At 73.4% G+C, this 21,172-nt stretch carries 22 protein-coding genes; 13 read left to right on the top strand and 9 right to left on the bottom strand.

Features of this window, described 5'->3' with window-relative positions; translation table 11 throughout:
* Window position 1: 1 nt before the first annotated feature.
* Complete coding sequence (locus DOO78_RS01045; RefSeq protein ID WP_111467862.1) at window positions 2-475, top strand: ureidoglycolate lyase; 474 nt, start codon at window positions 2-4, stop codon at window positions 473-475.
* A gap of 23 nt (window positions 476-498) precedes the next feature.
* Complete coding sequence (locus tag DOO78_RS01040) at window positions 499-1,422, top strand: allantoinase PuuE (protein WP_111467861.1); 924 nt, start codon at window positions 499-501, stop codon at window positions 1,420-1,422.
* 78 nt (window positions 1,423-1,500) lie between these two features.
* On the opposite strand, the gene DOO78_RS01035 is transcribed toward DOO78_RS01040, so the two are convergent.
* Window positions 1,501-2,544 carry a TauD/TfdA family dioxygenase gene (locus DOO78_RS01035; RefSeq protein WP_111467860.1) on the bottom strand — a complete coding sequence of 348 codons (1,044 nt, stop codon included), beginning with the start codon at window positions 2,542-2,544 and terminating at the stop codon, window positions 1,501-1,503.
* A 100-nt stretch (window positions 2,545-2,644) separates the two neighbouring features.
* Between DOO78_RS01035 and DOO78_RS01030 the strand changes: the two genes are divergently transcribed.
* The 8 genes from DOO78_RS01030 to DOO78_RS00995 all read left to right on the top strand — a co-directional run bounded on the left by DOO78_RS01030 (window position 2,645) and on the right by DOO78_RS00995 (window position 8,789).
* Window positions 2,645-3,616, top strand: a complete 972-nt coding sequence (locus DOO78_RS01030) for a Bug family tripartite tricarboxylate transporter substrate binding protein (protein ID WP_111467859.1) — start codon at window positions 2,645-2,647, stop codon at window positions 3,614-3,616.
* Between the two features lie 47 nt (window positions 3,617-3,663).
* Window positions 3,664-4,302 carry a histidine phosphatase family protein gene (locus DOO78_RS01025; RefSeq protein WP_111467858.1) on the top strand — a complete coding sequence of 213 codons (639 nt, stop codon included), beginning with the start codon at window positions 3,664-3,666 and terminating at the stop codon, window positions 4,300-4,302.
* Between the two features lie 141 nt (window positions 4,303-4,443).
* Window positions 4,444-5,259: a lipid-binding SYLF domain-containing protein gene (locus DOO78_RS01020; protein ID WP_111467857.1), complete on the top strand. Its 816-nt coding sequence runs from the start codon at window positions 4,444-4,446 to the stop codon at window positions 5,257-5,259.
* Between the two features lie 148 nt (window positions 5,260-5,407).
* Window positions 5,408-5,845, top strand: coding sequence for a YcgN family cysteine cluster protein (locus DOO78_RS01015; RefSeq protein ID WP_408887556.1), 438 nt, complete (start codon window positions 5,408-5,410; stop codon window positions 5,843-5,845).
* The gene (locus tag DOO78_RS01010) at window positions 5,842-6,570 is read left to right on the top strand and encodes a CPBP family intramembrane glutamic endopeptidase (RefSeq protein WP_111467855.1); all 729 of its coding nucleotides are present in this window, start codon (window positions 5,842-5,844) and stop codon (window positions 6,568-6,570) included. Before DOO78_RS01015 ends, DOO78_RS01010 begins: the two co-directional genes overlap by 4 nt.
* A gap of 78 nt (window positions 6,571-6,648) precedes the next feature.
* Complete coding sequence (locus tag DOO78_RS01005; protein ID WP_165838658.1) at window positions 6,649-7,587, top strand: dihydrodipicolinate synthase family protein; 939 nt, start codon at window positions 6,649-6,651, stop codon at window positions 7,585-7,587.
* Window positions 7,584-7,925, top strand: a complete 342-nt coding sequence (locus DOO78_RS01000; RefSeq protein WP_111467853.1) for a cupin domain-containing protein — start codon at window positions 7,584-7,586, stop codon at window positions 7,923-7,925. The genes DOO78_RS01005 and DOO78_RS01000 overlap by 4 nt, the downstream gene beginning before the upstream one ends.
* 135 nt (window positions 7,926-8,060) lie before the next feature.
* Complete coding sequence (locus tag DOO78_RS00995; protein ID WP_111467852.1) at window positions 8,061-8,789, top strand: M48 family metallopeptidase; 729 nt, start codon at window positions 8,061-8,063, stop codon at window positions 8,787-8,789.
* A gap of 23 nt (window positions 8,790-8,812) precedes the next feature.
* Here the strand turns inward: DOO78_RS00995 and DOO78_RS00990 are convergent, their stop codons facing one another.
* The 3 genes from DOO78_RS00990 to murJ all read right to left on the bottom strand — a co-directional run bounded on the left by DOO78_RS00990 (window position 8,813) and on the right by murJ (window position 13,709).
* Window positions 8,813-10,627 (bottom strand): ABC transporter ATP-binding protein, encoded by a 1,815-nt coding sequence (locus DOO78_RS00990; protein WP_111467851.1) that lies wholly within the window; start codon window positions 10,625-10,627, stop codon window positions 8,813-8,815.
* A 433-nt stretch (window positions 10,628-11,060) separates the two neighbouring features.
* A complete protein-coding gene (trpS, locus tag DOO78_RS00985) occupies window positions 11,061-12,062 on the bottom strand; it encodes a tryptophan--tRNA ligase (RefSeq protein ID WP_111467850.1) in 1,002 nt (333 codons plus the stop codon).
* An 84-nt stretch (window positions 12,063-12,146) separates the two neighbouring features.
* On the bottom strand, window positions 12,147-13,709 hold the full coding sequence (gene murJ, locus DOO78_RS00980; protein WP_111467849.1) for a murein biosynthesis integral membrane protein MurJ: 1,563 nt from the start codon (window positions 13,707-13,709) through the stop codon (window positions 12,147-12,149).
* A 264-nt stretch (window positions 13,710-13,973) separates the two neighbouring features.
* Between murJ and DOO78_RS28350 the strand changes: the two genes are divergently transcribed.
* Together DOO78_RS28350 and DOO78_RS00970 are read left to right on the top strand one after the other, a co-directional pair.
* On the top strand, window positions 13,974-14,822 hold the full coding sequence (locus tag DOO78_RS28350) for a peptidoglycan-binding domain-containing protein (RefSeq protein WP_111467848.1): 849 nt from the start codon (window positions 13,974-13,976) through the stop codon (window positions 14,820-14,822).
* A gap of 263 nt (window positions 14,823-15,085) precedes the next feature.
* Window positions 15,086-15,970: an alpha/beta hydrolase gene (locus DOO78_RS00970; protein WP_165838657.1), complete on the top strand. Its 885-nt coding sequence runs from the start codon at window positions 15,086-15,088 to the stop codon at window positions 15,968-15,970.
* A gap of 58 nt (window positions 15,971-16,028) precedes the next feature.
* Here DOO78_RS00970 and DOO78_RS00965 read toward each other — a convergent pair whose 3' ends face one another.
* Entirely contained in the window at window positions 16,029-17,165 is a 1,137-nt protein-coding gene (locus DOO78_RS00965; RefSeq protein WP_111468219.1) for a CaiB/BaiF CoA transferase family protein, read from the bottom strand.
* 128 nt (window positions 17,166-17,293) lie between these two features.
* On the opposite strand from DOO78_RS00965, the gene DOO78_RS00960 reads away from it, so the two are divergent.
* Window positions 17,294-18,322, top strand: a complete 1,029-nt coding sequence (locus DOO78_RS00960; protein WP_111467846.1) for an amidohydrolase family protein — start codon at window positions 17,294-17,296, stop codon at window positions 18,320-18,322.
* A 153-nt stretch (window positions 18,323-18,475) separates the two neighbouring features.
* Here the strand turns inward: DOO78_RS00960 and DOO78_RS00955 are convergent, their stop codons facing one another.
* From DOO78_RS00955 to DOO78_RS00940, 4 genes are read right to left on the bottom strand one after another with little or no spacing between them, the layout of a single operon-like run.
* On the bottom strand, window positions 18,476-19,348 hold the full coding sequence (locus DOO78_RS00955; protein ID WP_111467845.1) for a TonB family protein: 873 nt from the start codon (window positions 19,346-19,348) through the stop codon (window positions 18,476-18,478).
* Window positions 19,349-19,398: 50 nt separating this feature from the next.
* The gene (tolR, locus tag DOO78_RS00950) at window positions 19,399-19,845 is read right to left on the bottom strand and encodes a protein TolR (protein ID WP_111468218.1); all 447 of its coding nucleotides are present in this window, start codon (window positions 19,843-19,845) and stop codon (window positions 19,399-19,401) included.
* Between the two features lie 11 nt (window positions 19,846-19,856).
* Complete coding sequence (locus DOO78_RS00945; RefSeq protein ID WP_111467844.1) at window positions 19,857-20,579, bottom strand: MotA/TolQ/ExbB proton channel family protein; 723 nt, start codon at window positions 20,577-20,579, stop codon at window positions 19,857-19,859.
* 11 nt (window positions 20,580-20,590) lie between these two features.
* On the bottom strand, window positions 20,591-21,043 hold the full coding sequence (locus DOO78_RS00940; protein ID WP_111467843.1) for a Tat pathway signal protein: 453 nt from the start codon (window positions 21,041-21,043) through the stop codon (window positions 20,591-20,593).
* Between the last annotated feature and the right edge of the window lie 129 nt (window positions 21,044-21,172).

Here is a 21,172-nt window from a genome sequence, read left to right as displayed (position 1 = left end):
CATGATGTTCCTGAAGGCCGAACCCCTGACCTCCGCCGCCTTCCTGCCCTTCGGCGAGGTGATCGAATGCCCGCGGATTCCGGGCCGCACCTATTTCGAGGATGCGCTGGCCAATCTGCGGCCCAAGGCGCGGCCGAGCATCTCGCTGACCGTGAAGGCGCCGCTGACGGCGCTGCCGCTGCGCTCCACCACGATGGAGCGGCACGAATTCTCCTCGCAATCCTTCATCCCGCAGGAGGGCGGGCGCTGGCTCGCGATCGTCGCGCCGCATGCCGCCGGCGGCGGGCCGGACATGGCGCGCGCCCGCGCCTTCCTCGCCCGGCCCGACCAGGGCGTCACCTACGGCGCCAATGTCTGGCACCACCCCTTCACGGTGCTGGACCGCGAGGCGCGCTTCGTCATCGTCATGTGGCGGGACGGCAGCAAGGGCGACGAGGAATTCGTCGAGGTGCCGGAATTCGGCGTGGAAGTTTAGCGCGGTCGAGGAGGGGGAGAGGCATGGGTTACGAGGTACGGCGCGATTTCCGTGGCTACGGGGCGAACCCGCCGGACCCGCGCTGGCCCGATGGCGCCCGGCTGGCGGTGAATTTCGTCATCAACTACGAGGAAGGCTCCGAGCCCTCCTTCGCCTTGGGGGATGGCGTCACCGAGACCGGGCTGACGGAATCGCACGGGCTGAATCAGCTCAAATCCGGCCGCGACCTTGCCGCCGAGGGCATGTTCGAATACGGCTCGCGCGTCGGCTTCTGGCGGCTGCATCGGCTGTTCCAGGAACGCGGCCTGCCGCTCACCATCTTCGGCTGCGGCCTGGCGCTGGAGGCGAACCCCGAGGCCTCGGCGGCGATCCGCGCGGCGGGCTACGACATCTGCTCGCATGGCTGGCGCTGGGTGAAGCATTTCGAGCTGGACGAGGCGACGGAGCGTGAGCACATCGCCCGCGCCGTCGCCAGCATCGAGCGCATGACCGGCCGCAAGCCGGAGGGCTGGTATTGCCGCTACGGGCCGAGCGAGAACACCCGCCGCCTGGTCGTCGAGCATGGCGGCTTCCTCTATGACAGCGACTACTATGGCGACGAGCTGCCCTTCTGGGTGACGGTGGAGGGCCGGCCGCAGCTTGTCATCCCCTACTCGCTGACCAACAACGACGGCAAATATGCCGGCTGGGTCGGCACCAGCGACGAGTGGTTCGCCTTCATCCGCGACGCCTTCGACATGCTCTACGAGGAGGGGGCGAAGACGCCGAAGATGATGTCGGTCGGGCTGCATATGCGCCTGATCGGCCATCCGGCCCGTGCCGCCGGCTTGCAGCGGCTGCTCGACCACATGCTGAAGCGCCCGGATGTCTGGATCACGCGGCGGGCCGATATCGCCCGCCACTGGATCGCCACCCACCCCTATCCGGGCAAGGGCCTGAACGAGTAGCGCCGCCCTGGTGCCCTTCGGCTTCGAAAGGCATCACCGGGGCCCCCGCGACGGCGCGCAGCGACGTCGTGGGGAATGCTAGGCCGCCAGCGCGCTCCGTCCCGGCATGGCGCCGCCCCGCAGCGCGCCGGCCCGCACATCGCCCCACTGCCCGGCATGGCCCGCCGGCAGCGCGCGGCTCAGCGGGCTCGCCAGCCAGATGCGCAGCAGGTTGCGCTTGCCGCCGGCGCCATCCGCATAGGCGGTGCGGCCGTGATAGGTGACGTGCTGGTTCATGAGCTGGATCTGCCCCGGCTCGAAGGGCATCTCGATGCAGAGCTCGTCGGCGATCGCCGCCAGCCTGTCCATCGCCGCCACCTGCCGCTCGGTCAGCGGCGGCACGCCGGGCTGGCCCTGGGCCAGCTCGACATAGGTGCGGCTGTACTGGCTGGTGAAGTCGCCCTTCGGGCCACGGGCGAAGACCGGCATCGGGAAGGGCCGCGACGCCATGCCCTCGCCCTCCTCATCGGCCGGGCGGGCGCGCCAGACATCCTCGTAGAGCACCGCCAGCAGATCCGGGCAGCGCGCCGCCATGGCATCCTGGATGGCGACCGTGGAGACGATGCGCGAGACGCCGCCGGCGATGCCGTTGGAGGCGCAGAGCAGCGCCAGCAGGTCGCATTTGTCGGTGTGCCAGCGCAGCGGGCCGGTGGAGCGGCTGCGCGCCCGCGCCGTGCCGGCCGAGACCGCGGCGCCGCTGCCGGTCTCGTCCTTCACCTCGGCCAGGATCTCGCCGGTGGTGTTCTGCGGCAGCGGCGTGCCGAGATGGCACATCAGCCCCCAGAAGACGCGCTTCAGATCGGCCGGCGCGTAGCGCGCGGGGTCGAGGCCGGTCAGCCGCACCAGGCCGCGGCCATGCTCCAGTTCCTCGGCGACGCGCGCCAGGAAGCCGGCGGTCTCCGGCAGCGGGAAGTCGGCGGCGGCGAAGCGCGGCGGCGCCCGTTCGCCAAGGCCGGCCAGTGCGGCGTCGATCTCCTGCGTCGCGGCCGGCGGCAGCGGCATGATCCAGCCGGTATCCTGCGCCAGTTCGGCGCCGGTCCAGGCAGCGCGGCCACCGATCGGGGAGAGTGTCTCGGGCGTCATGCGGGCAGGGCCTCCTCGGCGCTAGGATAGCGCCCGCACCGGGCCTTGTCTCGTTCCGCTCCCGCTTGGCAGCCGCCGCCGCGCCCCGCAGGATGCGGGGATGAATCGCCGTGCCCTGCTCGCCGCCCTCGCCCTGCCGCTCGCCGCGCGGGCGCAGCCCGCCGCATCCGCCCCCTGGCCCGACCGCCCGGTCCGCTTCATCGTGCCCTGGCCGCCGGGCGGGCTGAACGACCTGATCGCGCGCGCCTTCAACGACCCGGTCTCGCGCGCCCTCGGCCAGCCCATCGTCAACGACTTCAAGGCCGGCGCCGGCGGCCGCATCGGCGTTGCCGAGGTCGCCCGCGCCGCGCCCGATGGCTACACCATCGGCATGGGCAATCTCGGCCCGCTCACCATCTTCCCGCACCTGTTCAAGGACATCCCCTACGATGCCGGGCGGGACCTGGTGCCGGTGGTGATGTTCGCCGCCTCACCCCTGGTGCTGGTGGTGGCGAACGACGTGCCGGTGCGGAGCGTGGCGGAGTTCATCGCCTGGGTGCGCGCCCGGCCGGACCGCTCGAACTATGCCAGCGTCGGCGTCGGCACGGCGCAGCACCTGATCTTCGAGATGTTCCGCCAGCGCGACGGCATCGCCATGGAGCACGTGCCCTTCCGCGGCACCAATGAGAGCCTGCCGGCCATGATGCGCGGCGACATCCAGGCGATGTTCGACACCCTGCCGCTGATGCTGCCGCAGATCCGCTCCGGCGCCGTGCGGGCGCTCGCCGTCACCACGCCGGTGCGGGTGCCGCAGCTGCCGGAGGTGCCGACGCTGATGGAATCCGGCTATCCCGATATCGATGTCTCCACCTGGTATGCGGTGATCGCGCCCGCCGGCACGCCGGCGCCGGTACTGCAGCGGCTACATGCCGAGTACACCCGCGTCGCGGCGCTGCCGGAGACGCAGCAATTCCTCGCCGCCCAGGGGCTGATCAGCCTGCCCAACGAGCCCGGCGCCTTCGCCCGGCGGGTGACGGCGGAACGGGAGCGCTGGGGCGCGATCATCCGCGCCCAGGGCATCCGGGTGGAGTAGCGCGCCAGCCGCTATGGCGCCGGGCGCGGCCCTGCTACACCGCCGGCGTGACCGACCCGACTCGTCTCTTCCTCATCCGCCACGCCCTCGTCGAGCCCACGGCGCGCGCCACCTTCTACGGCAGCATGGACGTCGCCCTCTGCGACCTCGCCCTGCGGCAGGAGGCGGCGCTCTATCGCTGGCTCGCCTTCCGCCTGCCGCGGCCGGCGCATTGGGTGGTCACCAACCTCGCCCGCACCCGCGCCACCGCCGCCGCCATCTTCGCCGCCGGCTATCCCGAGCAGGCGCTGGAGATCGAGCCCGACCTGGCGGAGCAGCATCTCGGCGAATGGCAGGGCATCGCGCATGAGGAACTGGCGGCCCGGCTGCGGCACGCGCCGCACCCCTTCTGGCCGCATGCCGCCGAGGAGACGCCGCCGGGCGGCGAGAGCTTCGCCGATCTGCAGGCGCGGGTCGGCGCGGCGCTCGAGCGCCTGGCGGCGGCGCATGCCGGCGGCGATGTGGTCGTCGTCGCCCATGGCGGTTCGATCCGCGCCTCCCTCGCCCATGCGCTCGGCCTGACCGGGCATCAGGCGCTGGCCTTCTCCATCCGCAACCTCGGCCTGACGCGGCTGGAGCGGGTCGGGGCGGATTGGCGCATCGCCGCGGTGAACGAGGAACCCTGGATCCCGCCCGACTGGGAATGAGCCCCCAGGCCGGGGGGCCGGCCCGCCGCCCTGCCGGCAGAATCGGCGGCGGCGGCTGCAGCGCCGGGCTCACGGCCCTTGGACAGGCCAGGCTAACCCGGTAACGTCATGCCAATTCCAGTGGGTTGTCAGGGGGATTTCATGCGGCGTCTGATCACGCGGCGGCTGGCGGCGTTGGGGCTGACGCTGGCTGTCCTATCCGGCTGTGCCGGCGGCACCCCGACGGCGGGGGAGGAGCAGGCGCTGGTCGACCGCGCCACCCTCTCAGTCCAGGAGATCCTGGGCGATGGCAATGACAAGCTCAACGCCCAGAGCCTGCTGCGCCGCGCCCGCGCCGCCATGATCTGTCCGCGCCTCTTCCGCGCCGGCTTCTTCTTCGGCGGCGAGGGCGGCGGCTGCGTCCTGCTCGGCCGCGACGCCGCCGGCTCCTGGTCCTCGCCGGCCTTCTACAGCATCGGCTCCGGCAGCTTCGGCCTGCAGGCCGGCATCCAGGACGCGCAGGTGCTGATGCTGATCATGAACCAGCGGGCGCTGAACGCGGTGCTGGACAGCCAGCTCAAGCTCGGCGCCGATGCCTCCATCGCCGTCGCCACCGTCGGCGGCTCGGTCTCGGGCGCGACCACCGCGGCGGTCGGCGGCGACATCGTCGCCTTCGCCCGGGCCCGTGGCCTCTTCGCCGGCCTGACCCTGGAGGGCTCCCTGCTCTCGGCCCGCAGCGAGTGGAACCGCGCCTATTACCGCCAGGAGGTGGGGCCGCGCGAGATCGTCGTCGCCATGCGGGTCTACAACCCCGGCGCGGACCCGCTGCGGGCGGCGCTGATGCGCTTCGGCAGCCCGGGCGGCAGCGCCGCGGCGGCGGCTCCCGCCCCGGCCGATGCCAACCCGGCCGGCATCACGCCGGGCCAGACGCTCGGCAGCGGCCCGGTGCAGCAATCCACCCTGCCGCCCTTGCGCTGAGGCGCGGCCCCCGGCGCTGACGCCCTGGCCCGCCACCGCCCGCGACCGGCGGTGGCGGCAGCCCCGGTTCGCACCCCGCGGCGATCTGCCCTAATCTGGGCCCGTGTCCGATCCCAAGCCGTTCTGGAAGACCAAGCCGCTCGAGCGCATGACGCGCGCCGAATGGGAAAGCCTCTGCGACGGCTGCGGCCGCTGCTGCCTGCACAAGCTGCGCGACGACGAGACCGACGAGATCGCCTTCACCAACGTCGCCTGCCGGCTGCTGAACATCCCCACCTGCCGCTGCGCCGATTACCCGAACCGCCAGGCCTGGGTGCCGGACTGCGTCAAGCTCACGCCCCGCCGGCTGCGCGAGATCGACTGGCTGCCGCCGACCTGCGCCTATCGCCTGGTGGCGGAGGGCCAAGACCTCGCCTGGTGGCACCCGCTGGTCTCGGGCGATCCCGAGACGGTGCACAAGGCCGGCGTCTCGGTGCGCGGCCGGGCGGTCCGCGAGCGCGATGCCGGCGCCTTCGAGGACCATATCGTGCGCTGGCCGGGGCAGACGCCGCGCAGCAAGCGCGCCACGCCGCCGGAAACCTCGTGACCGCCTGGCCGACGCCGCCGGAGCCGATCCGGCGGATCGTCGGCGCCTGGTTCCTCTGGCTCCTGGCCACCCTGCTGGCGGCGCTGCTGGTCTCGCAGCTCGCCCGGCTGGCTTTGCAGCGGCTGGACGCCCCGCCGCTGACCGGCGGCGTGCTGGCCGTCTTCGCCGGGGTCGCGGCCGGCCAGCTCGTCTGGCTCGGCGCCGCCTGGCGCGGGCTGCGCCGCCTGCCCCCGGTGCCGCCGGAGCGGCGGCTCGGCGGCCCCGCGCGGCTCGGCCTGGTGCTGCTCTGCCTGCTGGCGGGCGCGGCGCTGACACGCCTCGCCTGGCCAGACCCGGCGCCGCTGCCCACGCCGCAGGGCGCCGCGCAGGCGGCCGCGGTCCTGCGCGAGAGCCAAGCGCATCCCGGCCTCGCCCTGGCGACCAGCCTGTTCGTCCTCGGCGTCATGGTCGGCCTGGCGCCGCTGGCCGAGGAGCTCGCCTTCCGCCATTGGCTCTGGCGCCGGCTGGCCTGCCGTCCCGCCGCGACGCGGGGGCTGGTCACCGGCGGGCTCTGGATCCTGGCGCATCTGCGCGGTCCGGGCGGCATGCTGGCGCTGCTGCCGCTCGCCCTGCTGCTCGGCTGGGCGCGGCAGCGCAGCGGCTCGCCCGGGCTCTGCGTGGCGATGCACGCGGCCTGGAATTGCGGCGTCGCGGTGAGCGCCAGCCTGCAGGCGGGCCTCGGCTGAGGGCGGTGCGCCGCCCGGTTGACGCCACCGCGCCGGCGCGCGACGAAGGCCGCGATGCCGGCATGCAAGGATGCGCGAATGCAGGATGCCCTTTTCGGCGGCGTGAACGCCGCCGTTCTCACCGCCCTGGCGCCGGATCTCTCGCCCGATCCGGCGCTGATGGCGACGCATGCCGCCTGGCTGCTGGCGCATGGCTGCAACGGCCTCGGCGTGCTTGGCACCACCGGCGAGGCCAACAGCCTCGGCCTGCAGGAGCGCAAGCAGGTGCTGGAGGGGCTGGTCGCGCATGGCATTCCCGCCGCCGCGATGATGCCCGGCACCGGCACGGCCAACCTGACCGACACGGTGGAGCTGACGCTGCACGCCCGGGCCCAGGGCTGCCGCGGCGTGCTGGTGCTGCCGCCCTTCTACTACAAATCCCCCTCCGATGACGGGCTCTTCGCCTATTTCTCGGAGGTGCTGCAGCGCACCGGCGGCGGCATCGCGCTCTACCTCTACAACTTCCCGCAGCAATCGGCGGTGCCCTTCAGCCTCGCCCTGATCGAGCGGCTGCTGAAGGCCTATCCCGGCGCCATCCGCGGCGTGAAGGATTCGAGCGGCGACTACGCCAACATGAAGGCGATGATCGACGCCTTCGCCGGCGACGGCTTCGAAGTCTATTCGGGCTCCGACGAATACCTGCAGCGGATCCTGGCCGAGGGCGGCGCCGGCTGCATCACCGCCGCCTCCAACGGCAACAGCCATTGGGGCGGCATCGTCTATGCGAAGCGGACCGGGCCGGAGGCGGATGCGGCCCAGGCCGTGCTGACCGCGACCCGCCGGGCGGCGACCTCGGTGCCGCTGATCCCCGGGCTGCGGGAGATCATCGCCCGCTCGACCGGCCAGGAGGGCTGGCGCACCATCCGCCCGCCGCATCTGCCGCTCACCCGCGAGCAGGGCGATGCGGTCTGGGCCGCCTGGCAGGCCGCCGGCGCCCTGCCCCTGCCGGGCCTCACCCCGGCGCGGCGGGCGGCATGAGCGCGACCTCCGGCCTGCCGCAGGATGGCGGCCCGCTCCGCTGCCGCGAGCCGGCGACCGGCACGGTGCAGCTCGACAATGAGCACGTGAAGGTCACCCGCTGGGACTTCAACCCGGGTGCCGAGACCGGCTGGCACCGGCATGGCTGGCTCTATGTGGTCGTGCCGGTGACCGACGGTACCCTGTTGCTGGAGCTGCCCGGCGGGGAGACCATGACGGCGGAGTTGAAGGCCGGCCAATCCTACAGCCGCAATGCGGGAGCGGAGCACAATGTGGTCAATGCCGGCAGCGCACCTCTCTCCTTCGTCGAGACGGAGCTGAAGTCGTTGCCCGGCTGACGCCGGAACGAAGCTGGTGGCCTCAGAACGTTGCGGCCCCAGGCCCGCCATCAGGCCGGAGAGCGTTCGTTCATTCCGCAACGATCCATGTCAAGCCGTTGAACCCGACCCCTCGGCGGCCGCATCTTCCAGGCCATGGATCAGACCGAAGCGGAGACCGTCGCCCTGCCCGGCAGCCCCCCGGGCGGGGCGGAGTCCCAGACCATGGCCTGCCCGGTGCGCTGGCGCCGGTCCAGCCGCGCCCGCCGGGTCAGCCTTCGCATCGATGCCCGGGCCGGGGAGGTGGTGGTGACCCTGCCGCCACGCGCCCATCGCCGCGCCGGCATGGCGCTGCTGGCGACCCATGCCGCCTGGGTGCGCGAGCGCCTGACCGCCCTCGCCCCGCATATCCCCCTCGCCCCCGGCTCGGAGGTGCCGCTCGGCGGGGTGCGGCACGTCATCCGCCACGATCCGGGGACGGAGGGCGTCTCCCTCGCGGCCGGCGCCCTCCTGGTCGGCGGGCCGGAGGCGAAGGTCGCCGCCCAGCTCGCCGCCTTCCTGAAGGCGGAGGCGCAGCGGCGGATCCGGGTGCTGGCGGCCGGCCATGCCGCGCTGCTCGGCGTCGCCCCCCGCAGCATCCGGCTGAAGGACACCCGCAGCCGCTGGGGCTCCTGCGCCCCGGACGGCACCCTCGCCTTCTCCTGGCGCCTGGTGATGGCCCCCGACTGGGTGCTCGACTATGTCGTGGCGCATGAGGTGGCGCATCTGAAGGAGCTGAACCACTCGCCGCGCTTCTGGGCGCAGGTCGAGCGCCTCACGCCCCACCGCGACGCGGCGGTGGAGTGGCTGCGGCAGAACGGGCCGGCGCTGCTGCGGGTGGGCTGAGCGGGCCCTCCCGCAGCCCGGGATCACTCCGCCGCCCCGACCATCGGCGCCGATGCCTGCCGCTCGAAGAGCCGGCGATAGAGGCCGCCCGGCCGCGCGACCAGCGCCGCATGGCTGCCTTCCTCCACCACCCGCCCCCGGTCGAAGACCAGGATGCGGTCCATCGCCCGCACGGTGGAGAGCCGGTGGGCGATGACGATGGCGGTGCGGCCCCGCAGCAGCCGCCCCATCGCCTCCTGGATCGCCGCCTCGCTCTCCGAGTCCAGGGCCGAGGTGGCCTCGTCCAGGATCAAGATCGGCGCATCGGCGAGGAAGGCGCGGGCCAGCGCCACCCGCTGCCGCTCGCCGCCCGAGAGCTTCACCCCCCGCTCCCCGACAAGCGTGCCGTAGCCCCGCGGCAGGCGCTGGATGAAGTCGTCGGCATTGGCCAGCACGGCGGCGCGGCGGATCTCGGCCATCGTCGCGCCCGGTCGGCCATAGGCGATGTTCTCGCCGATCGAGCGGTGGAACAGCACCGGCTCCTGCTGCACGATGGCGATCTGCGCCCGCAGCGAGGCCTGGGTGGCGCCGCGCACATCCTGGCCATCGATGCTGATCCGCCCCGTGGTCACGTCGTGCAGCCGCTGGATCAGCTTGACCAGCGTGGTCTTGCCCGAGCCGGAGGGGCCGACCAGGCCGATGCTCTCGCCCGCCCGGATGCGCAGGGTGAGATCCTGGTAGAGCGGCACCGCATGCCCCCCATAGCGGAAGGTGACATGCTCGAAGGCGATCGCCCCGCCGGTGACGGTGAGCGGCCGGGCGCCGGGCGCGTCCTCGACGCCGAGCGGCGTCGCGTGCAGCGCCACCATCTCCTCCATCTCGTTCACCCCGCGCTGGAGGTTGCTGATGTGGTAGCCGACATCGCGCAGATAGCCCTGCACCAGGAAGAACATGGTCAGCACGGTGGTGAGGTCGCCCGCGCTGGCCTCGCCGCGCCACCAGAGCCAGAGCGCGGCGCCGATGATGGCGGTTCGCAGCAGCGTCAGGGTGACGATCTGCGCTGCCTCGGAGGCGGTGCCGCGATGCCAGCTCCGCGCGGTCCGGCGGCGCCACTTGCCGAGCAGCCAGCCGAGCCGCGCATCCTCCCGCGCCTCGGCGCCGAAGGCCTTGACCACCGCATTGGCGCCGACCGCATCCGCCATGGCGCCGCCGAGCCGCGTGTCCCAGGCGTTGGACAGGCGCGCGGCCGGCGCCACCCAGCGCAGCGAGAGGAACACGGTCTGCGCCACGTAGATCAGCCCGCCCGCCGCCACCAGCGCCCCCATCAGCGGCCAGCGCCAGCCGAGCAGCAACGTCGCGCCCAGCAGCATGATGGCGGAGGGCAACAGGGCGATCAGGATGGTGTCGTTCACCGTGTCGATCGCCCACATGCCGCGGCTGATCCGGCGCACCGTCGAGCCGGCGAAGCTGTTGGCATGCCAGTCGGCGGAGAAGCGCTGCACGCGCTGGAAGGCCTCGGCACCGGCGGCGGACATGAGGCGCAGCGACAGCGCGATGATGGCGAGGATGGCCCCGGTCCGGCCGCCCAGCACGGCCAGCCCCAGCAGGGCGAGCATGCCGAGCGCGCGCAGCGCCTCCCCGAGCGCCACTTCGCGCCCGGCCTCGTCGGCCTGCGCCAGCGCATCGACCAGACGGCCGGCATAGAGCGGCACCAGGACATCGGCCAGGGTGGCCAGGAGCATGCCGGCCAGCACGGCGGCCAGCAGGAGGGGATGGCGCAGCGTCCGGCGCGCCAGGAAGGCGAGGACGGCGCGGAAGGGCTCCGCGCGCCGAGGGGTCTGAGCGGTCACGATCGGCATCCCAGCCGCCCCGGGAGCGGCGCTGACGACGGGCAGGACCGGCCAGGCGGACGCAAGCCCGCGGCGCAGGGTCCAGACCCGCTATGGGGAAAAGGATGGAGAGGTCGGCGGCCTAAGCCGCGGCAGACCTACCGGCGCGCGCGAAGGCCGGCCAGATACCCGTGATCACGGATGCCGGCCCGGTCCTGCCGCGATGGCGGAGGCATCTGCAGACGATAAGCGATATCCATGCCTGCCCTCCTGTCCTCGCACCGGCCGGACCGGTAGGGTAGGCGCGGGGCAGCGGCAGGCGCAAGCAGAATCCGCCGCGCCGCGTGCGGCGCATGCCAGCCGATGCGCCGCCCGTTGCCCTGCCGTGGCTTCGCCGAGGCAGGGCGTGACGCATCTCGGGCCTGCGCCGAAGCCGTCCCCCCGCGGCGCCGCGGGGATAAAGTCAGCGCGGCAGGAAGCCGACCACCCGCTCCGCCTCGGCGACGATCGGCTCGGCGATGGCCGCCGCCCGCTCGGCGCCCTGCCGGAGCAGCGCCTCCAGCGCCGCCGGATCGTCCAGCAGCCGCCGCGTCTCGGCCTGGATCGGCGCCAGATGCGCCACCAGTGCCTCGACCAGCACCTCCTTGAAGCTGCCGAAGCCCTTGCCGCCATGCTCGCGCAGCACGTTCTCCGGCAGGGTGCCGGTGACGGCGGCGAGGATGCCGACCAGGTTGCGCGCCTCGGGCCGCGCCTCCAGGCCGGAGACATGCTCGGGCAGCGGCTCGGGGTCGGTCTTGGCGCGGCGGATCTTCAGCGCGATGGCGTCGTGGTCGTCGCTCAGATTGATGCGCGACTGGTCGGAAGGGTCCGACTTCGACATCTTCTTCGTGCCGTCGCGCAGCGACATGACCCGGGCGGCGACGCCCTGGATCAGCGGCTCGATGCGCGGGAAGAAGTCCGGCACGCCGTAATCGTGGTTGAACTTCTCCGCGATGTCATTGGCTAGCTCGAGATGCTGCTTCTGGTCGTCGCCGACCGGCACCAGCGTGGCCTTGTAGGCCAGGATGTCGGCCGCCATCAGGTTCGGATAGACATAGAGCCCGGCGCTCGCCGCCTCGCGGTCCTTGCCGGCCTTGTCCTTGAACTGGGTCATCCGGTTCAGCCAGCCGAGCCGGGCGACGCAGTTGAAGATCCAGGCCAGCCGGGCATGCGCGTGCACATGGCTCTGCAGGAAGAGGATGCAGCGCTTCGGGTCGAGGCCGCAGGCGATCAGCGTCGCCGCCATCTCCCGCGTCTGGGTCTGCAGCGCCTTCGGGTCCTGCCAGACGGTGATGGCGTGCAGATCGACCACGCAATAGATCGCGTCATGCGTGTCCTGCAGCGGCACCCAATTGCGGATGGCGCCCAGGTAGTTGCCGAGGGTCGGGATGCCGGAGGGCTGGATGCCCGAGAAGACGCGCTGCATGGGGGTGGAGACCATCGCGGTTGGGAGGGAAGGCGTGATTGCCCCAAAGGGCCGGCGGGTCAAGCCGGAGCCCGGCCGGCGGGGTCAGGTGGCGCCGGCCGTCGCCGGCAATTTGCGCCGCCGCCGCAGCATCCCGCGCAGCTCCTGCAGCCGTATGGCGCCGAGCAGCTGCGCCGCCGCGAAATAGACCGCGCCCCCGGCGCCGACCAGCGCCGCCAGCGCCAGGAAGCGCAGCAGCCCGGCGGCCGGGAAGAGCAGCCGCTCCAGCCCGAGGATCGCCGCCGCCATCAGCGCGGCCGCCAGCAGCAGGCGCGGCACGGCATGGCGCAGCCGCCGGTCGAGGATCATCTGGCCGCGCCGGTTCAGCAGCCAGCCCAGCATGCCGGCATTGAACCAGGCGGAGAGCGCGGTCGCCAGCGCCACCCCGACATGGCTGAGATAGCGGGTCAGGACGAGGTTGAGCGCCAGGTTCAACGCCACCGCGGCGAAGCCCACCTTCACCGGCGTCGCCGTGTCGCCGCGGGCGAAGAAGCCGGGGGCATAGACCTTCACCAGCACATAGGCCGGCAGGCCGATGGCATAGGCGGCGAGCGCGGCGGCGGTCTTGCTCGCCTCCACCGGGCCAAAGGCGCCGCGCTGGAACAGCACCTCGACGATCGGCCAGGCCGCCGCCGCCTGCCCGGCCGCGGCCGGCAGGCAGAGCAGCAGCGACATCTCCATGGCGCGGTTCATGGTGCGATGCGCCGAGAGCGTCTCGCCCGCCCGCACCTGGCGCGAGAGCAGCGGCAGCATCGCCGTCCCGACCGCGGCCCCGATGACCCCGAGCGGCAGCTGCCCCACGCGGTCGGCATAATAGAGATAGGAGACGGCGCCGGCCGGCAGGAAGCTGGCGATGATGACATCGACCGCGAGGTTGAGCTGGGTGACGCCGGCACCGATGATCCCTGGGATCATCCGCTTCAGCACCTGCTGCACCTCCGGCGCCAGCGAGGGCAGGCGCAGGAAATGCAGCGCCATGCCGGCCCGGGCGCAGGCCCAGAGCACGAGGCCGAGCTGCACCGCGCCCGAGGCCGTCACCCCCCAGGCCAGCGCATGCGCCGGCGTCGCCACATAGGGCGCCAGCACGATGAGCGCGGCCATGGAGAGCAGGTTGAAGAAGATCGGCGCCGCCGCCGCGGCGGCGAAGCGGTCCAGCCCGTTCAGCACGCCGGAGACCAGGGCGGTGAGGCAGATCAGCAGCAGATAGGGAAAGGTGATCCGCGTCAGCTCGACGGCGAGGGCGAATTTCGCCGGGTCGTCGGTGAAGCCCGGCGCCAGCACCGTCATCAGCTGCGGCATGGCGAGGATGCCGAGCACCACCAGCAGCGACAGCCAGAGCGTCATCAGCGCCGCCATCCGCTCGGCGAGCTGCTGCGCCACGCGCGGCCCCTGGACCGCCAGGGTGCCGGCGAAGGCGGGGACGAAGGCGGCGTTGAAGGCGCCCTCGCCGAACAGCCGACGGAACAGGTTCGGCAGCTTGAGGGCGACGAAGAAGGCATCCGCCATCGGCCCGGCGCCGAGCCGGGAGGCGATCAGCATGTCGCGCGCGAAGCCGAGGACGCGGCTGGCCATGGTCCAGCCGCCGACGGTGAGGACACCCTTGAGCATGCGCGCCCTCTACCCCGGCACCGGCCCGGCTGGGAACACTCCTGCCGCCGAAGCGCGGCGAGGCCGGGGCGGCCGGGCCGGCGCCCCGGGCGTGGCATGACGGGCGGATTCCCCATCCGGGCGCGGAAAAGACCCTGAAAGCCGGGGCTTTAGAGCGCCGAACCCCTGCCAGGGAGTGAATGCCGGTTAGGGCTTCGGTCAGACAATTCGATGCAGGATTGTTCCAGTCGCCCGATGCCACTCGCTTGCCGGAGGTGAGGCAGGATGCCGAAACCGGGGCCCTTCCCCGCGCGCGCCGCCCTAGCGCTGCTGTTGCTCGCCCTCCCCGGCCTGGCCCTGGCCGAGCCGCTGCCGCGCCCCGCCGCCGAGGCCGCCTTCCAGCAGGCGGTCCGCGAGGCCCGGGCGGCGCGGGAGGCGGTGCAGGCGCTGCAGGAGGCCGGCGCGGCGGCCGCGGACCCCATGGCCGAGGCCGCGGCGCGCCGCAGCCGGGAGGCGGAGGCCTTCGCGGCCGAGACGCGGGCCGCGCTCGGCGAGGCCCTCGCGGCCGAGTACCGGCAACGTTACCTGCGGCTCTCGACCCGCCCGGGCGAGCGCTGGGCGGCGGGCGAGCCGGCGCTCTGCGTCGACCTGGCCAATACCGGCCCGCTGGCGGTGCGGGCGGTCGGGCTGGGCCTGCGGCTCCGCGGCGCGCCGCTCGGCGGCGAGGGGACCACCGAGATGTTCCGGCCCGAGGACCGCACGACGGATATCCTCCGCCTGGCCGGGCCGAAGGAGGACGGGCTGCCGCCCTGGCGGAGCTGGCGGCAGCCGGAGGCGAGCTGCGCCCGGCTGGAACCCGCGCCGGCGCCGGAGAGTGCCGCCGCCGGCCTGCTGCGGCGCCTCGGCGGCTTCAGCCGCGAGGCCCGCGACTGGCAGTTCGTGCTGACCGAGGTGACCCTGGTGCGGGTGCAGGAGGCGCTGGGTGCGCGCGGCTTTCGCGTCGGCACGCCGGACGGGGTCCCCGGCCCCCGGACCGTGGCGGCAGTGCAGGCCTTCCAGGAAAGCCGCGGCGAGGCGGCGACGGGCGTGCTCACGGAGACGCAGCTCGGCGCGCTGCTCGGCGCGGCCCGCTGATCCGGCGGCCAAGGCCCGCCTCATACCGAGCGCGAAGGTTTCATCACCGTCGCGCCACGCGGCGCGGCGCCCGGCCCTGCGGGCCGCAGGTCGGGCTTCGCGCGGCAGGCATCAAATGCAATTGCATCGCCAGAACGATGCGGGTGCCGGCATCGTTCCGGGACGAGCCAGGCACCGCCGCCCGCCCGCGCGGGGATGCCGGCAGGCGGGCCGCCGGAATGCGCGCCCGCCATGCCTCGCCCGCGGGCAGGAGGTCCGCGCGCGTGCCCCTCGATGCATCGTCGGCTTTCTCCCCTGCCCCGCTGCTGCAGGCGCTGCTGGCCATCGCCGGCCTGTCGACCCTGGTCTGGCTCTGCGCGGTCGCGGTGGTCTGGGGCCGGCAGGAGCGGCTGATCTTCCGCCCCGATGCGCGGCCCCTCGGCCCGGTGCCGCAGCACCTCGCCGCCTGCCGCTTCCGGCCCGAGCGGCTCCGCACCGCGGATGGGCTCACGCTGCATTTCTGGGCCGCGCCGCCGCTCCCCGGCTACCCGGTGCTGGTGGTGTTCCACGGCAATGTCGGCAATGCGGCGGACCGCTCGGCCCTGCTCGCCCCCTTCGCCGAGGCCGGCTACGGCATGGTGCTGGCCGAGTACCGCGGCTATGCCGGCAATCCCGGCGCGCCCTCTGAGACCGGCTTCCTCGAGGACGCGCGCGCGCATCTCGACTGGGTGGCCGCCTGCTGGGGCGAGCGGGCGCCGATCCTCTGCGGCGAGAGCATCGGCTCGGGCGTCGCCGTCCGGATGGCGAAGGAGCGGCCGGTTCGCGCCGTGGTGCTGGACGCGCCCTATACCTCGATCGCCGACCTCGCCGCCGCGATGTATCGCTGGCTGCCGGCCCGCGCCCTGCTGCGGCACCGCTTCGACAGCATGGCCTGCCTGCCCGAGGTGCGCGTGCCGCTGCTGGTGCTGCATGGCGAGGCGGATGACCTGATTCCGCCGGAGCACGGGCGGCGCGTGGCCGCCGCGGCCGGTGGCCCGGCCGAGTTCCTGCTGCTGCCGGGCGCCGGCCATCCGGTGCTCGGCAACGACCCGGCCGGGCGCGGCGCCGCGGCGGTGCGGCGCTTCCTCGACGCCTTCTCGCCGCGGCTGGATGCCGGCATCGGAACCTGACGCGGCGGCGGCGCTCCCGGCGCGACCGCCGTTGCAGCCCCCTGCCGACGGATCGGGGTCAGTCCCGGTCGAGGATCTCCCGCGTATGCTCGCCGAGCGCCGGCGCCGGCCGGGCGGAGAGCGGCCGCGTCCGGTCGAAATTGATCGGCAGCCCCACCACCTGCACGCCGCTGCCGGGCAGCGTCTGCATGATGTCGACCGCCGCGAATTGCGCGCTCGCCGCCACCTCACCGATATCGTTCACCGGCGCGCAGGGCACGCCCGCCGCTTCCAGCCCGGCGATCCAATGGGCGCGGTCGCGGCCGCGCAGCACCTCGGCGATCATCGGCACCAGCGTGGCCCGGTGCTTCACCCGATTGCGGCTGCGGGCGAAGCGCTCGTCCTCGGCCCATTCGGGATGGCCGAGCACCTTGGCGCAGCGCGCCCAGAGCCGGTCGTTGCCGGCGGCGAGGCAGAGCGGCCGGTCGGCGGTCTCGAAGACCTGGTAGGGAACGATCACCGCCGCGCCGGTGCCGTGCCGCTTCGGCACGTCGCCGGTGGCGATGTGCTGGTTCACCTGCCCCTCCACCCAGAACACCGCCGTCTCGAAGAGCGAGGTGTCGACGAGGCAGCCGCGGCCGGTGCGGTCGCGCTGGCGCAGCGCCGCCAGGGCGCCGATGGTGCAGAACAGGCCGGTCGCCTTGTCGTTGATCGAGGCGCCGCAGAAGGTCGGCGGGTCCTCCGGCCGGCCGGTCATGCTCATCATGCCGCCATAGGCCTGCAGCAGCGGGTCGAAGCCCGGCTTCAGCCGCATCGGCCCCTGATAGCCGAAGGCCCAGATCGAGCAGTAGATGAGCCGCGGATGCCGCTCGAGCATCGCCTCCGGCCCGATGCCGATCTCATCCACCACGCCGGGCCGCAGGTTCTGGATCAGGATGTCGGCGCTCTCGCAGAGCCGGTGCAGCGCCGCGACATCGGCCGGCGCCTTCAGGTCCAGCACCACGCTGCGCTTGTTGCGGTTCTGGCTGTGGAAGTAGAGGCTGGTCTCGCCATCCGGCCCGAAGGGCGGGCCCCAGATGCGGGCATCGTCGCCGCCATCCGGCTTCTCGATCTTGATCACCTCGGCGCCCATATCGGCCAGGATCACGCCGGCCAGCGGCCCGGCGAGCGCCTGCCCGACCTCGATCACCCGCACGCCGTCCAAGGGAAGTGCCATCATCTCCTCCATGCCGTGGCGGCCAGGATAGACCGGATCGGCGATCGGCGAAGCCACCCGGCGGCGCGGCTGGCGCCGGACGGGGGAGGGCGTAAGCTGCCGGCGGAGAACGTCCAGGGACCGCGCCAATGAGCAGCAACGCCTTCGCCCACTACGTCCCGGTCCGCGAGGACTGGCTCGCCCGCCGCAGCGAGCCGGCGCTCGAGCCCGACCTGCCGATCATCGACCCGCATCACCATCTCTGGGACCGGCCGGACTGGCGCTACCTGCTGCCCGACCTGCTGGCCGACACCAACCAGGGCCACAGCATCGCCGGCACCGTCTTCGTGCAGTGCCGCGCCATGCACCGCGCCGAGGGGCCGGAGGCGATGAAGCCGGTCGGCGAGACGGAGTTCGTCAACGGCGTCGCGGCGATGAGCGCCTCGGGCGGCTACGGCGCGACCCGGGTCTGCGAGGGCATCGTCGGCCATGTGAACCTGCAGATCGGCGCCGCGGCGCGCGAGGTGCTGGAGGCGCATCTCCGCGCCGGCGGCGACCGCTTCCGCGGCATCCGCCACATCACCGCCTGGGACCCCGACCCGGCGATCATGAACCCGGCCTATACGCCGCCGAAGGACATCCTCTTCCGCGAGGATTTCCGCGCCGGCTTCGCCCAGCTCGCGCCGCTCGGCCTCTCCTTCGATGCCTGGCTCTACCATCCGCAGATCCCCGACCTGACGGCGCTGGCCCGCGCCTTCCCGGAGACGCCGATCGTGCTCGACCATGTCGGCGGGCCGCTCGGCATCCGCGGCTATGCCGGGCAGAAGGAGGAGGTGTTCCGCGCCTGGCGCGCGGCGATGGCCGAGCTCGCCACCTGCCCCAATGTCTGCGTGAAGCTCGGCGGCCTCGGCATGCGCATCAACGGATTCGGCTTCGAGGAGGCCGCCGAGCCGCCCTCCTCCGACACGCTGGCGGCGGCCTGGAAGCCGTGGATCGACACCACGATCGCCCTCTTCGGCGCCGAGCGCTGCATGTTCGAGAGCAACTTCCCGGTGGACAAGGGCAGCTACGGCTACGGCGTCTTCTGGAATGCCTGCAAGAAGCTCGCGGCCGGCGCCTCGGCCGATGAGAAGGAGGCGCTGTTCAGCGGCACGGCGCGACGTTTCTACCGCCTCTAGATCCCCAGTAAGCCGCTGTGCGGCTTCCAGGGGGCCCCGGGATTCGCACCTGATCCCCGATGCGTCGCAGCCTGCCGCGGCGAAGCCGCGGCAGGGCAACGGGCAACGATTGGGGCGGCGGCCGTCCTGAAGGCCGCCTTCCGCCTGGCCCCCTCAGCGCAGCGAGAAGCGGACCGGCACCACCAGCTCCACCGGGTCGCCCGGCAGATCGGGCGGCGGCGCCGGCAGCGGCGAGGCGGCGTTGACCATCACGCCCACCGCCTCGTCCAGATCCGGATGGCCGGAGCTGCGCTCCACCCGCCAGCGCATCACCGTCCCGTCGCGGCGCATGGCGAAGCGCAGCATCACCACCCCCTCGGCACGCCGCAGCCGGGCGGAGGTCGGGTACTGCTTGTGCCGGTTTAGCGCGGCGAGCAGCGCGCCGATATAGCTCGGCGGCGGTCCGGCGGGCCGCGCCGCGGCGGCCGGCGGCGGGGCCGCTGCCGGCGCCGGCGCCGCGGCAACCGGCGGGCTCGGCGCCGCGGGCTGCGGGCGCGGCTCCACATGCGTCGGCCGCGGCCGCGGTGGCGGCGGGGGTGGCGGCGGCGGCATGGGCGGGGTCTCGGCCACGACCGGCTCGGGCTCGGCGGACTCCACCATCTCCGGCGGCGGCTCCGTGGGCATGGGCTCCGGCTCGACGGCGGCGAGCGGCTCCGGCGGCGGCGGCGGTTGCGTCTCGGGCGGCGGCTCCGCCTGCACCGTCTCGGGCGGCGGTGGCGGCGCGGCGTCGGGCGGCGGCGGGGTCGTCACCGGCTCCGGCGGCGGCTCGGCCGCCTGCACCGGCTCGGCGGGCGGCTCCGGCGTCTCCTGCGGCTGCTCCGCCACCGGCTCGGGCAGCGGCGTGACCTCGAGCCCCTCCACCATCACCGGCGGCGTCTCCGGCGGCGGCATCACCCAGACCAGCGTCACGAAGGCCGCCCCATGCAGCGCGAGCGCGAGGGCGGCCGCGGCCAGCCAGCGCGGCGCCGCGCGCGGCGGCTGCGGCATCGGGGCGGTGAGCGCCGGAACGCTCCGGAAGGGGGCTTCCGGCAAGGCTCTCAGCGGGCGCGCATGGCCGGGGCGCCCGCCTCGGCCTCGGCGATGAGGGAGACCTTGGAGATGCCGGCCTGGGTGACCCGGCCCATCACCCGCATCACCTCGCCATAGGGCACGTTGCGGTCGCCGCGGACATAGACCGGCGCCTCGGCCGGGGCATCGGCGCGCATCGCCTTCAGGCGCTCGGTGAGCTCGCCCTCCGGCACCTCCTCCTGGCGCAGGAAGACATGCCCCTCGCGCGCGACGGTCACCACGATGGGCGGCGCGGTCTGCGCGACGCGGGCGGCGGAGGTCTTGGGAAGCTGCACCGGCACGCCGACCATCATCATCGGCGCCGCCACCATGAAGACGATCAGCAGCACCAGCATCACATCGACCAGCGGCGTGACGTTGATGTCCGACATCGGCCGGACCGCGCCCTCCTCGCCGGCGCCGCTGTCGATCTGCATCGCCACCGCGGCTACTCCGCCGGCCGCAGCCGTGCCCGCGCCTCGCCCGGCTCGCCGCGGCTGAGGCGATAGGCGAGATCGGTCGCCGCGCTCAGCGCCTCGCTCCGGATGCCGGCCAGGGCGGCGGAGAGACGGTTGTAGGCGATCACCGCCGGGATGGCGGCGACGAGGCCGATCGCGGTGGCGAACAGCGCCTCGGCGATGCCGGGCGCCACCACGGCGAGGCTGGTGTCGTTGCTCGCGGCGATGCCGGAGAAGCTGTTCATGATGCCCCAGACGGTGCCGAACAGCCCGATGAAGGGCGCGACGGCGCCGGTGGTGGCGAGCATCTGCAGCCCCGCCTCGGAGCGCGACAGCATGCGCCCGACCGCCTTGCGCATGGCGAGGTCGATGCGGGCGCGGAACTCGCCATCGGTCTCGCGCGCGCCCTGGCCCTGGCGCCATTCCGGCAGGCCGGCATGCAGCGCCGCGGTGCCGAGATCGGCGCGCTCGGGCGGGCTGGCCGGCAGCCGGTCGACGCCGGCCATGGCGGCGAGCGCCCGCGTCTCCCGCCGCAGCCGGATCAGCACGAACAGCTTCTCGATGATGATCGTCCAGCAGGCGAGGGAGGCCAGGGCGAGCAGCAGCATCACCCCCTTCACCACCGGGTCGGCTTGCAGGAACAGGGCCAGCGGGGAGAGGTCGTGCACCGGCGGGAGGTCCGGCATCAGCGGCGGGGCGGCGGTCGGATCCATTGGCTCGGCCCCTATTTCTGGAAGGCCACGCCGTCGACGCGCGAGGCGAGGACCGCCTGCTCGATGCAGGCATTGCGTCCGGGCTCGGCGCCGCAGGCCAGCACGTCGTTCAGCAGCACCTGGCCGATGCCGTCGCAGGCCTGCCCGGCGAGGTCGAAGATCCGCACCACGGTGCGCCCGGCCGGCAGCGGGCCGACATCGACGGCGAGCCGCCGGGCCACCACGCCGTTGCGGCCGAACAGCACGAGGTCGAGCCGCACCGGGTCCAGCCCCTCGCCCTGGCCGTTGTTCAACACCATCCAGATCCGGCATGCGCCGCCGTCCCGCGCCTCGAGGCGGTTGAGCTCGAGACGCAGCGCCGGGGCGGCATCGGACCGCGCGGCGGCCGGGCGGAGACCTGGCAGGACCAGCAAGGCCGCCAGGGCCGCGAGCCCGCAGAGGCCGCGGATGGAAGGCAGGGTCATCGGGGCCGGTTGCTCCAGAATACGCAAATGATTTGCAATTTCAGGCGGACACTGCGCCAGCGACGGCCCGTGGGCAACGCCGGGATCGCAGATCGGCGATCACAGGCTGGCGCGTTGTGCTGCGGCACG

Source organism: Roseicella frigidaeris (assembly GCF_003258945.1).
Taxonomy (GTDB): Bacteria; Pseudomonadota; Alphaproteobacteria; order Acetobacterales; family Acetobacteraceae; genus Paracraurococcus; species Paracraurococcus frigidaeris.
Note: the sequence above shows the minus strand (reverse complement) of the source record. Positions and strands in the feature narration are given on the sequence as shown.